This window comes from Phycisphaerae bacterium (genome assembly GCA_019636475.1).
GTDB lineage: Bacteria > Planctomycetota > Phycisphaerae > UBA1845 > UTPLA1 > JADJRI01.
Genome location: JAHBXN010000011.1, coordinates 69,093 through 81,353, shown reverse-complemented (window position 1 = coordinate 81,353; position 12,261 = coordinate 69,093). Strand labels below are relative to the sequence as shown.

Genomic DNA, 12,261 nt, shown 5'->3' with positions numbered 1-12,261 from the left:
CTACTTTGTTTCCAAGAGGTTGCCGCAATCGAGCATCTTGAAGCCGTAATAGGGGTTGGCTTTCTTCTCAGTTGTCTGAATCCAATCGGCCTTGGCCATCGGGCAACGGTAGATGAAAAGCTTGGGCCACCGATTCGAGTCGGGACGCTGGTGCGATATCACTGTTCGCATTGCGGCGCTCAGTTGTGCAAACTGCGTGCGATCACTGGATAGGTCGGCGCCTCGCACCTTCAACGCCGCCGCATGAACGGCATTGACGCTGGCGAGCAGCTCTTTCTCGCCCGGCGGGGCTTCCCTTTGGAGCGCATCCCGCAATTTCTCACTCGCGTCCACGAGGCCGAGCGCGTGAAGAGCAACTTCCGCCGTGCTGTCGCGGGCAAATCGCTCCTGAAGTGCCAAGTAGTGCTCCATGAGGTAATCCACCTGCTGTGCGACGGACGCGCCCCCATCCTCCAGACCGACAATTCGGTTTTTGGGCAGAAGCTGCATCGCGCAGATAGGACAATTGCCCGGCTCGTCGCTTGTGGCGCGATCCGGATGCATCGGGCACACAAATTGTCCCTTCGCCGGCGTGACTTTCACGAGTCTTTCGGCCCATTCCACTTGTTCAATGGGTTTGAGTTTCATGCCGCAAGTCGGGCAACGACCTTCGTCGTGAGAGAACTGCCAGCATTCCTGCATGGGGCAGACGAATCGGGCATCGGACGGGATGGATCGGCCGACATCCGCGGACATTGCCGACGGTGTTGCATCGGAAGGTAGTTCGCCGGACGGGCTACTCTTGGCCATCGCCTCTCCGAGCCATGGACCGCGGAGAGCAGCCATCAGCTCTCCGCACTTGGGGCAATCCACTTGCCGATCACTCGTCTGCGAGGAGTGTTTTGGATTGCGGCAGGCGTACAGCGCCTGGAACGGCTGCAGCTTGTTACCGCACACCGGGCAATCTCCGGGCGACTCTGAGAACACATGCGGGTGCTTCGGACACGTATATGCAACATCCCCGCCGCCGGCTGCAAGCTGAGCACGCGCCCACTCAAGCTCCTCTATCGGTTTGAGCTTCATTCCGCACAAGGGACACTCGCCCGGCTCAGCGGAGAAGTAGGCTCCGCGATTCGCCGGGTCCTTTTCATCGGGATGCCGGTCCATCGGGCATGCGTAATTCGCATCAGCCGGAACAACCGAGGGCTCGGAGGCACTGGGCATGCTAGATCCTTCGTCATGCGAATGAGCAGCCATGTCTGTCGGCGCGGTTGTCGCCGACGTTTGAGTATGACCGCCATGGGGCTCCGTCAGGGACATTTCATGCGCCGCAAGTTTCTTCGGCGTTGCCTTGCTCGGTTCCATCATCTTTGCGACGGCTTCTTTGAGCTTGCTTTCCGAATCCAACAGGAATTGCCCCGACGTGACCACGACGTCTCCGGGCTCAAGGCCGAGCAGTACCTCGACGGCGCCACCTTCGCCTTCAACGCCGACCTGAATGTCGCGCGGCTGATACTTACCCTTGCCGCGATCAACGAACGCCACCTTTCGCATGCCGGAGTCGATGAATCCTTCTCGGGGGACCAACACGGCATCGTCCTTGAGCAACCCTTCAAGGACCACGTTGGCATACATATCAGGCTTGAGCTCAAGAGTGGGATTCGGGAATTCGAGTCGAACCTTGATGACGCGCGTCTGCTTCTGCAAATAAGGGTAGATGTAGGTAACTTCGCCTCGAAAGGCCTTGTGGGGGATGTACGGGAGCGTCATGGTCGCGGCTTGGCCGACGTGGACCCACGGAAGCTGATACTCGTAGATGTCCACATAGACCCAGACGCGGGACAGGTCGGCAATGGTGAAGAGCCTCATGCCCGGCATGATGCGCATACCTTCGAGAGCCATCTTGTCCGCTACGATGCCATCCGCAGGAGAGTGGATTTGCACCGTCTTTACTGGTGTCAGAACCTCGCTCAGGCGCTCGATTTGTTGTGACGGGACATCGAAGTACTCCAGCTTGAGCCGCGCCGCATCAACCATTCGCCGTGCGTCTTCGACCGCATCATGGAACGTGCTCCGCTCTAACGTAGGCAGCTTGCGAATCGCCGAAATGTACTCCACTTGTGCCGAATAGATGTCGGGAGAGTACACATCGAAAAGCGGATCGCCCTCCCGTACATTTTGTCCGGTTTCGTTGACGTAGAGCTTTTCAATCCACCCTTCGAATTTCGTATCCACGAAGACGAGCTTCTGCTCGTCGTAATCGATCCGGCCCACGGTCCGAACGGTCTTCACCAAGGGCCCCCGGCGAACGCGCGTCGTGCGGACACCCATGTTCTGAATCGTGACCGGATCAATGCGGATGATGGACCCGCCGACGGTCTCACCCTCGTCGGAGTAGACCGGCACAAGGTCCATGCCCATGGGACTCTTGCCCGGCCTATCAGAGACGTAGCTCGGATCCATCGGCGCCCGCCAGTAGAGGATCTTGCGTTCCTGCGGACCAGATGGCTCGCCTTCATCTTCGGCGCTGTCCTGCTTCATCGGCGTCAGTTTCATGTTGCAGATCGGGCAGATTCCCGGTTCACGCTGCAGCACTTGGGGATGCATGCCGCAGGTGTACCAGACATCGTCCGCGGCGGATGCGGTCGCATCCGCTTGGCCTACCGACGCACCCGTTTTATACTTGGCGAAATACCACCACCCGCCCGCCGCGCCTATGGCCAGCACAACAAGCATCGTTCCGAAGACGCGCACCCATCCACCGAATCCGCTCACAATGACTCTTCGCAAGGTCCTATCCTCCCTCCCCGTTTGATCGGGGCGCGTTGGCACCCTGCGTTTCGATGACGCTGACGCCGACGGCCTGCTCCAAGTCGGCCACGCTTCGCTCCAGATCCCCAAGGGTTCTGTAGTATTGCAATCTGAAGAACAGCCATTTCTGCCAGTTGTCGATCACGAACTGGAAATCCGACGTTCCGGTGATGTATCCCTCACGCGTTACCTGATAGGCCTGCTCGGCCTGCGGGATGATGGCCGTTGCAAAGAGATCGGCGATGTCTCGTTGCGAATCAATCCGCGCCAGGGCGTCCTCTACCTGGTATGTGATCCGGTTCTTGGCGGAGCGTAATTGCCGTCGTGATGCGGAAAGCCGCTCGCGAGCCTCGCGAATCCCCCCCTCAATACGCTCGAACCAGACTGGCACGTTGAAGCCGAACGTGATCGCCCAGTTATCCGAACCATTTTCGCTCATCTGCGAGACGCGCGGGCGCATCCCTGTTTGCGGGTTGACGGGCGGTCGGAACGCTCCACGTGGGTCCATCTGTATCCACTCGAAGCCGACTGTAAAATCCGGCCAGTATTCCAGCTTGGCCAGACGCAGACTTTGCTCATCACGCTCGATCTGACGCTCAAATCGCTGAAGCTCTGGGTTCCTCTCGTACGCTCGTGAAAGCAACTCATCCAATCGCGGATTCAAGCGCCTAATGTCATATTCCGACAACGGCGGGACTTCGGTGGACGGTGAACGATCAAGAATCGAATTGATCAGCGCCACGGTTGTCACCCGTCGCTGTCCGAGCTCAATTAGTTGACTCTCCAGGTTCGACAGCTCCACCTGTGCCCGCAGCACGTCCTCCTGCTGTCGCCGACCTGCGATCAACTGTCCCCGTGCGACTTCGATCAGATCACGCATGAGCGTTTGGTTTTCCTTGGTAATCAGCACCGCTTGATCAATCGCAAAGATCTGGAAGTACGCGCGCTTCACCTCCCCGATCACTCGCAGCCGCGTTTGCTCTAGGGTCTCAATGGCCATCCGCGTTTCCGCGAGGGCCATTCGACCTCGCCGGTCCAGCTTCTCGGGCACAGGTAGTTTTTGCTGCACGCCCAATATGAAATAGTTGTCACCCTCGGCCGTTCGGATCGGTTCAGGTAAGGTCTTTGTCAACAGCATCGGATCCATCAGGGAAGTTGCTTGCGGGATCCGACTTGCGACGCTCCGGGCGGTGTCGATGGATGCGAGGATGTCCGGATTTCGCTCCAGCGCCGCTTCGATCAAGCTCGCCAGGGTGCCATCCTCGATAACGGGCTGGGGAGTGCGAGTTGCCGGGCCAGTCGTTGTTCGCCCAGCGGCCTTCGGCACGCCGGCGTATTGCGAAACGGCAGACGCATGACGGCGTTCATAATTGGCGAGTGCCTCGCCGACCTCGCGATGTCCCTGTTGGTTCAACGCGCAACCTGCCGGCGCGGCAAGCAGGAATACCGACGCCGTGATTCCAGCGGCAATTGGACGTTGGCCTGACCGCACGCTTGGACGCCATCGGCTTGATTGGATGTGCCTCATTCTCATGGCAGGGCAGATTCTCCTGGGATCACGTTGTCGTTTCCAGGTCGACGACTCAACCCTCGGGTTGCGAATCGGCAGCCATGGAGCGTTGTTGGGCTTCGACGGCGTCCTGAAAGGCCGACGGCTCGGCATTGAATCGATCGATGCAGTGCTTACAGCAGAAGTAAATCGGACCCACCGAAGTTAGGACGGATATCTCGCGCTTGATCGGCATTCCACCTACCGGACATAGAATCTCGCCAACCCTGCTCAGGCGAACTGGCGACTCCTCTGACCGGGTGCCCGTGGCTTGCCACCAATAGGCGCTGATGAGTCCCACCAGCGCCAATCCAAGCCCAAAGAGCGGCCACCATGAATCGATGTGTCTCTTCGGCTTTGCAAGTCTGCCACCACCACGGCGCTTTTGCCTGCGTCGTCGGCGACTGCTCATTCCCTCACCATACAGAGTTGTCGGCGAAACCTAAGAATTTGCGTGGACCGATGCCCCACATGAAGGCACACATTTCATCGCCTTCAATGGTCGTGATCCCCGTGGTCGTGTCCCTTCCCACCATGTCCTTCATGTGAGTCGTTTGTGTCTTCTTTTGCGGGCTCCGCTGCGATTTCGACTTTCTTGGGATCTATCCGGATGCCCTGGGCTTCGAGCTTCGGCGCGTATTTTACCGGATCCTTCAGAAACTTCTTGTCACAGCCCGGACAACAGAAAAACACAGTCTGTCCGGTCTTCAGCCGGATGAACGCCTTCGGATCAATCTCCTCGTCCATGACGGGGCACTTGGTCTGATAGCTAAAACTGTCGGCAAGCTGCGCAGCATACTTGTTTGGCTCCTTTTCATACTTGCCGACGCATCCCTTGCAACAAAAGTATGTTTTCTTCCCCTCCTTCTCGATGAATGTCTTGTCGTCGACGGGCTTGCCAGAAACTGGGCAGGTCACCTGCACTTTGGGAAGCTTCGCCAGAATCTTTCGCTGTTCAACAACTTGCTTTGCATACTTCTCAGGATCCACCTCGAACTTCTTGATGCAGTCCTTGCAACAGAAGTACACGGGGCCGTCCGCTGTCATCGTCTTGACAAACAAGTCCACCGGTTCGTCCATCACGGGACACTTGGGCAGCACCGGTGACTTTTTCTCTTCCTTGGGATCATCGTGGCGATGGCCTTCATGATTCTGTGCGTGGGCTGCCGTCGCGGCGAAACCGGCGATTGCGATAACCGCGAGCACGCCACCAATGCTGATTCGACAATTGGACATTATTGAGGCCTCCAAAGCGTGGGTTCACGATCCTGAGCGCAGACCACAGTGGCCGCGCCCTTTTACCTTGGTTGGATGCGCGAAGCCGACTATTCCTTCCCTGTTCTTCATGCGACTCCTGCGTTGGCTCAACCACCACCCGTCGCGGGGCCCGATCCTCGACTATCTGTCGGTGTCGAACTCCAGCGTTAACCTCCACTGATCGAGTTTCGCAGCCAGATCGTCTGCCCCGGCTCCGAGTGCGCGCAAGATCATGTCACGTCGTATGTTACGGTCTCCGAACGCGAAGCACCGATAGAATTCTCGTCCGACTCGGCCCCACAGCTCGCGCCAGGAATCCTCCGACTCGACGGCCAGGCTCCCTGCCCACGGCGTGCATAGCAGCCGTGGCCAGATCGCCCGATGATATTCACGATAGACGCAGGCAAGCTGTTGGACGCTACCGGCCGACGGCTCGCCCATCGCGGGCGGGTACCCTGGGAGGAGATTCGATCCGCCCTCGTGCATGCTGTCCTCGTCCGAATCTCTCATTTTTCTGTCAGTCGATCGAGCAATGGTCGGGCGAATCGGATCGGGACGCCGAAATTCGACCCTTGAAAGCCGCGCATCATGGCGAAGTTCACGCCGATAACCGTCCCATCGGGGCCGAATACGGGGCCGCCGGAACCGCCAGAGGTCGTCACCGCATCGTAGATCAGCTTTCCGTCGGTCACATCGTTGAGTGTGCCATGCGTAGCCAGCGGGGCGATGCCGTTACGGGCGCTCAACTCGCGAATCAGGCTCGCGGTGTCCGCGGCTGCATTCATCGCTTCTTCCGCAACCTCAGGCTCCGCCCGCGCAAGCAGGGCACTCAATCCGGTCGGATAGCCAAGGAGCATGACCCCTTGCCCGCGCAGGTCACGTGCATCACCCTCAATAAGCGGTAGCACGGGCACAGCATCAGTAGTGACGACGAACATGGCTAGGTCGACGCCATCACGGCTCGTTCGAATCGTGTCCGGATCGACGTCTTTGGGCGCGTTCCCGGGAAAAGTTGCGGTCAGTCGTGTGAACTCAGGAGCAAGCCCCCGAGCAATGAGTGGGGCGACAGCATCGTTGTTCCACCACGGCTCCGCGACGTGACGATTCGTCAACACGCACCCGCGATCATCAACCAGGAATCCGGAACCGAGGTACTCGAACTCAAGAGGCTGTCCATCGGCATCCTCAACGGGCTGAAGGCGCCCGTCGCGTTCTTCTATCAACGTGAACGCGCCGTGGATCAGGCAGACGCCGCGGTTGTATGTTTCCATGGCCCGGCGCATGCTCTCGCGGCGTTGACGCTGCTGCTCGGCGAACCTCCGCACGTCGCCGGCATCGCGCTTCAAGTCCGCCAGGCTTTCACGCGATAAATCCGCTGCGTGCTGACGACGACAGGCTTCAAGGAGGTTGAGCAGCTCCGCTTGATTGGAACCTATTCCATTCGTCGCTACTTGCGAATCGCGCTGGCTTGTCGCGCATCCAGTCAGGCCGATGGCGAGGGGCAAAGCGATTACGACATAGCGCGACAGAGTGCTTACTTGCGTCCAAGTCCGGTTCGGCATTTTCGTCGTCCTCACAACGTACTCGTATCCCAGACGCGCTCCCGGATTCCGTTACTTGCGAACTTAGAACGCATAGTGGTTCACTCCGTAAACCAGTGATCCGCCGAAGAAACCGCTGACGCCGACTAGACTCGCGCCGATGAGCAGAAAGGCGCGGTATCGTCTTCGCGTGGCGTCCGCGCGACGGTGGGTCTGCTCGCCGACAACCAGCAGCAGCACGGACCACGCCGCGGTTGTCGTGCCGAGCCAGCGGTGCGTTGTCAGAATCCATGAATCGTCCATCAAGTGGAAGCCGCCGAAAAACCAGCCAAGCACGGCTGCCACCACGGCACCAACGCAGCCAACCCACAAGCAGAACCGACCGGCGTTCACGAAGAATGACCGCTTCGTCGCGACCAGCAGCAGTTCCGCCAGGGCGGCCCCCAGAATCATCGCGATCGGAAAGTTGACCATAGGCGGATGGAGTTTGCCAAGCCAACCGATCGCCTTGGCAAAGAATCCTCTACCCTGCGCATGCCCATGCTCATGATCGCTGTCGCCGCTTTCAGAATGCTCATCCTCATTGTGATCATGGTCATGCGCTTCCCCCCGGTTGTTGTCTTGCGCCGCGTCGTTACCGTGGGCATGGTCGCCATGGGCTTCCTTAGCTTGCCGGTCGCCGAGCGAATTCTCTGCCTCCTCGTCATGATCATCTTCCGCATCGATCGGCGTGGATTTTACTTCACGTACAACTATGCGCGCGGCAAACCGACTTGGATTCGCCTTGAACTTGACGAGACACTTGTCGCAGCAAAACCCGATGACCCGGCCTTCGAATATCGTGGTGAACTCCGGATTGACTTCCTCTTGAGTCATCACGGGGCACAACGCGTTCACCGGCCGACGCGGCCCCTCCGTTTGAGCGAGGACAATCCGCCCGGCGGACATGACACCGATCGCGGCAACCGCCGCGAACGTCCAAGTGAATGGGACCCCGCTATTGAGCTTGAATTGCCGTGTTTTCCAGATCATCTTATTCGCTTGAATTCGGTTGCAAGTCATGGCTGTTCGCCCCGTTTGGGATGTCCCATCATCATTTCGGTTCCCTTACGAACCGATTGGGGTCTTCTGCAAAGCGCCGGCGACATTCGTCGATGCAGAAGTAATAGGACTTCCCGCCGTATTCGGCGGTCGCAGCGGCCCAATTCCGATTGACCGGCATCCCGCAAACCGGATCCGTCTCCATGTTCTCACTCTGGTAGTGCTTGGCGGTCTCAAGCTGAAGGTACGTTTCAACGAACTCTGTCAGTCGATCCTCCACCCACTTGGCTGCGTTGGCCTCGTCTATCGCGTCAGCCGAGAAGTCAATCTGATCCATGTCCTTGAAGCGGATGAATACCGGCAGAATCTGCAAGCGATAGACGATTGATACCCGCTCCATGCGTTCCCCGGGCGATACGCTCAAGCTCAAGCGAGTCGAGGCCGGGAACCGCGGCGTGTGCCCGAACGCACACGTGCAAAGAGCGCCACTGGTGTCCGTTGGGTTAAGCAACGTTGCGTTATCGAACCGACCGGCCAGAGCCTCCATGCGCGGACGGATCACCCCTGAAAGCAGCCGGCTCGCAATTCGATTGAACTGATCCGCATGACGGGCATCTTCCTCCATCCGCTGCCGGATGTGGTCCTGATGCGTGTCCCGCTGTGCATCCGCCTGCGCCAGCAGCGAATCAATCCGGCTTTGGAAATCCTCGTTGTGATCCATCATGATGTATCCTCGCTTCCGCCTTCAATCGGCGCCACTTTCCGTTCAACACTGTTTCGACAAACGACTTCCCTCGCTGTGAGCACGCCGTGTTTTAGCCACCGGCGTCGTCGGAAATCTGAAGCGACTATTTACGCGGCCGATGATGCATTTCAGGTTCCGGTTGGATGCCAAGCGCATCCATCACGCGGTTCGCGTAGTTGAAGTATCCGACAATGTGGGCGGCGTCGAGAATGTCGGCATCGCAAAAGCCGGCGTCACGGAGCGCCTCCACATCGCAACGGCGCATTTCGGTCGGTCGCGTCGTCAGCTTCATCGCAAAGTCGAGCAGGACGCGCGTGTCCCATTCGAGGTCTATTTGCCGAAAGTCGTTCTGGATTGCCTGCACCATCGCGTCGTCCTTGATCTCCGACCGGAGGTCGCCTTCATGGCTCTCCATTCAGTAGAGACAGCCATTGACCTTGGACACGACGGTTGCGAGCAACACCCGCTGGAAGCGCGACAGGCCGCTGGGCGAGTCCATCAGATGCCGATAGAACTCGCGCCCAAGCGCCATCGTCTCGGGCCGCAGGCTCTGAATCTTGACGAGATTGATCACACGCCCGAACTTGGCCCGGCTCTCGTTGTAGATGTTCGAGAGCACGTCGGCCGCTTCCGACTCCGGGACAGTCTCTATCCAACTCACAGGAATCGCCTCCTCACAGGGTTCTGGCTTCACTCATTCGCCACCTCACAACCTGCACGCAACTCGCACCAGATCAAGCCAATCTTATCCATTGGTCCTCTTCGGAGGCAGGCAGCGGTCGCACGGTACGCCCTCGGGCGCACACTGCTCGCATCGTATCATTGGCTTACCGTCTGGCCCGTTATAGATCACCGCCTCACTCGCGCAGTCGGGACAGGCATGCCGCACCACCGCCTTGTACCGCCGGTGCTTCGGCGGCCCCGTTAAGACGCGAACTGCGTGGTCATAACATTGTTGACAAGAGAGTGTGACGCCTTCCGGCCGCTCGCCCATAAAATGAATCGGTTCGCGATACGCGGGGCTACATGCGCTTCCATTGAGAACGAGGGTCAGAAGGAACATCACGAGGCACATCCATCGCGATCGGATTGAATGAGAACGCGGCACGTCTAGTCCTCCCGGTTAATCGGTTTGACGGCATGAATCGAGAGAATGATGTCAAGGTAAACACTCTCGATCCGCACAATCTGGAAGCCAGCCGTCAGCACGTTCGCGACGGTATCGCGGTTCATCTCGGTTCCCAGCAGTCGGGTCCATAAGGTCATGACATCGAGAGCCAGCCCCAATGGCCAACTCCGGCTGCGTACGTGCTCGAACATCAATAAACGGCCGCCGGGACGCAGCACGCGATAGAGTTCCTTTAGCGCAACTACAGGATGCGGCACGGAGCACATCGTGCATGAACTGACTACGGTGTCGAACGAGCCGTCGCCAAACGCGAGTCGCTCCGCGTCGCCGAGGGCAAACACCAATTGGCCGCGATACGCGCGCCTGCGTGCTTCCGCACGTCGGAGCATCTCGGCGCTGATGTCAATGCCGATGATCTTCTGTTCGGCGGGGAAGCGGGTGATATCCACGCCGGTCCCGACGGCAAGGAACAGCACCTGTCCATGCATCTGAGCAAACAGGCGAGCCTTCGCTGTACCACGGCGTAATTGCGATCCTTCACAAACGTCGTAGAGCCGGGCACGCAAATCCCAAACGCTCGTCATCACTTGACTGCTTTCGCTGGCCATGCTCGCGCCAATCGGCGTCGAAAAATGGCCCCGTACCATTCGAAATAGACAAAAAACAGGAACCCGGACGCCGCTCCAAGGGCCGCAGCATCGGAGCGCCCGAACATCCAGCCACTGACTTCGGCAACATCAACGAGCATCGGAACGATCATCGCCACGACCATCGAAGGCGCCATCGTCTCGATCGAGCCCAGCAACGGCGACAAGCCAAAGGCCATAAGCATCTGAATACCCATCGCCGCCGCCATGCCGAGAAGCGAAAGGACGAGAAAATTCCACGCCAATTGATGAAGCCACTGCATCACGACGCCAGATTCCGCTCCCACCGCTGCTAGAAAAACCGCATCGCCGACGTGGAACCAGCTCCAGAACCCGAAGGCCGGATCACGAGGATCCGGTGAAACAACTGTGCGGCGTACGTGGCGCGTGCCTTGACCAACGGGTCGAAGAGGATTACGGGTTGTCATACTCACTTCACACGAATCACGCGGTTCATCGTGCCGTGAAGGTTGGGTACGCGATCAGGGCCGCCACAACAGGCGTCCGGTTCGCCCGGCTCGCAACACCAGCAGCCATTCACCACAAACTTGTATTCGTATTGGCCCGGAGCAAGCTCTAGTGTCGCTGTCCACTTTCCCGTTTCATTCTTCTTCATGGGCGTTTCCGCCGGATTCCAATCGTTGAAAGTTCCGACGAGTATCACGGTTTCGGCCGATGGTGCGTCACATTCGAACTCAACCGGCTTCACGCCTGACGATTGTTGCGTTCTTGTGCTCATGAGCAGCTCCTTCTAATGACCTTGCTTCATTGATTCCGCTGATTTGCCGACCTTGGCAATCTCGGGGATGGTCATCCTCCCAGTGAGATGTTCTCGTACTCCTGTGCCAACTCCTCTGCGCGCCGATTCGACTCGTCCACGATCATGCTTCGGAGTTCGGCTCGAAACTCCTCATTTCCAACTTCGAGTGCGACTCGAATGACCCGGCCATCCGGGCCGATGACGACCGCGGCATTGTCCCCGTTGACGCCGTAAAGGCGCCGCACCGCTCCGGTCGCATCGCAGATGCTGAAGAGATTCCGCTGGTCCTGCACGAGGTGGCAATGGCCGTGATCGCACTGACCGTCGAACCAATGCACATCCACTCCGACAACCCGGACGAACGGTGTTCCCGCATTTTCTGAGACAATCTGCTGAAGCGCGGCTGCCGCAGGGCCGTGGGTATCCTGGACGCATTGCGTGAAGGCGAGAACCGTGAAGTCGCCGGTGAGGTTGCGGAGAGAGCGTTGTGTTCCGTTATCATCCACGTACACGAAGTCTGGATAGGGTTTGCCGTTTTCAGCTCCGGTCAGCCAACCGCGCGAAGGCTGCGAAGCCCTGCACCCAGCGATCAAGAGCAAAAGCCCGCATGCGATTGTTCGAGCGATCATGGGCAGGTCTCCAGCGAATCGATGGTGAACGTTGGCCACCATTCTCAACGTTGGATGCGCGAGGGCCGCGGTTCCTTCCCTCGCGTATTCTGCAGAATTCGGTGTTCAGCCGATGGGCCACGGCCTGTCGGTTCGCTGGCCCTGGACCGGCGCCGCGCGCCCCGCCATTGCTG

Annotated in this window: 14 protein-coding genes; all 14 read right to left on the bottom strand. The window is 58.7% G+C overall.

What is annotated here, in order from left to right:
- The 14 genes from KF841_15495 to KF841_15430 all read right to left on the bottom strand — a co-directional run bounded on the left by KF841_15495 (nt 1) and on the right by KF841_15430 (nt 12,088).
- Complete coding sequence (locus KF841_15495) at nt 1–2,769, bottom strand: efflux RND transporter periplasmic adaptor subunit (protein MBX3396761.1); 2,769 nt, start codon at nt 2,767–2,769, stop codon at nt 1–3.
- Between the two features lie 4 nt (nt 2,770–2,773).
- Nucleotides 2,774–4,282 carry a TolC family protein gene (locus KF841_15490; protein ID MBX3396760.1) on the bottom strand — a complete coding sequence of 503 codons (1,509 nt, stop codon included), beginning with the start codon at nt 4,280–4,282 and terminating at the stop codon, nt 2,774–2,776.
- Nucleotides 4,283–4,373: 91 nt separating this feature from the next.
- On the bottom strand, nt 4,374–4,751 hold the full coding sequence (locus KF841_15485; protein MBX3396759.1) for a hypothetical protein: 378 nt from the start codon (nt 4,749–4,751) through the stop codon (nt 4,374–4,376).
- 83 nt (nt 4,752–4,834) lie between these two features.
- Nucleotides 4,835–5,575, bottom strand: coding sequence for a hypothetical protein (locus tag KF841_15480; GenBank protein MBX3396758.1), 741 nt, complete (start codon nt 5,573–5,575; stop codon nt 4,835–4,837).
- 162 nt (nt 5,576–5,737) lie between these two features.
- Complete coding sequence (locus KF841_15475; protein ID MBX3396757.1) at nt 5,738–6,106, bottom strand: hypothetical protein; 369 nt, start codon at nt 6,104–6,106, stop codon at nt 5,738–5,740.
- On the bottom strand, nt 6,103–7,158 hold the full coding sequence (locus KF841_15470; GenBank protein ID MBX3396756.1) for a trypsin-like peptidase domain-containing protein: 1,056 nt from the start codon (nt 7,156–7,158) through the stop codon (nt 6,103–6,105). Before KF841_15470 ends, KF841_15475 begins: the two co-directional genes overlap by 4 nt.
- A gap of 63 nt (nt 7,159–7,221) precedes the next feature.
- A complete protein-coding gene (locus KF841_15465; GenBank protein ID MBX3396755.1) occupies nt 7,222–8,169 on the bottom strand; it encodes a hypothetical protein in 948 nt (315 codons plus the stop codon).
- A gap of 61 nt (nt 8,170–8,230) precedes the next feature.
- Entirely contained in the window at nt 8,231–8,383 is a 153-nt protein-coding gene (locus KF841_15460) for a YHS domain-containing protein (GenBank protein MBX3396754.1), read from the bottom strand.
- A 643-nt stretch (nt 8,384–9,026) separates the two neighbouring features.
- Nucleotides 9,027–9,338: a peroxidase-related enzyme gene (locus tag KF841_15455; protein MBX3396753.1), complete on the bottom strand. Its 312-nt coding sequence runs from the start codon at nt 9,336–9,338 to the stop codon at nt 9,027–9,029.
- Nucleotides 9,339–9,617, bottom strand: coding sequence for a hypothetical protein (locus KF841_15450; GenBank protein ID MBX3396752.1), 279 nt, complete (start codon nt 9,615–9,617; stop codon nt 9,339–9,341).
- Nucleotides 9,618–10,033: 416 nt separating this feature from the next.
- Nucleotides 10,034–10,660 carry a methyltransferase domain-containing protein gene (locus tag KF841_15445; GenBank protein MBX3396751.1) on the bottom strand — a complete coding sequence of 209 codons (627 nt, stop codon included), beginning with the start codon at nt 10,658–10,660 and terminating at the stop codon, nt 10,034–10,036.
- The gene (locus KF841_15440) at nt 10,636–10,965 is read right to left on the bottom strand and encodes a hypothetical protein (GenBank protein ID MBX3396750.1); all 330 of its coding nucleotides are present in this window, start codon (nt 10,963–10,965) and stop codon (nt 10,636–10,638) included. The genes KF841_15445 and KF841_15440 overlap by 25 nt, the downstream gene beginning before the upstream one ends.
- Before the next feature lie 164 nt (nt 10,966–11,129).
- Nucleotides 11,130–11,438 (bottom strand): glycogen-binding domain-containing protein, encoded by a 309-nt coding sequence (locus KF841_15435; protein MBX3396749.1) that lies wholly within the window; start codon nt 11,436–11,438, stop codon nt 11,130–11,132.
- A 71-nt stretch (nt 11,439–11,509) separates the two neighbouring features.
- Nucleotides 11,510–12,088, bottom strand: coding sequence for a hypothetical protein (locus KF841_15430; GenBank protein ID MBX3396748.1), 579 nt, complete (start codon nt 12,086–12,088; stop codon nt 11,510–11,512).
- Nucleotides 12,089–12,261: the final 173 nt, after the last annotated feature.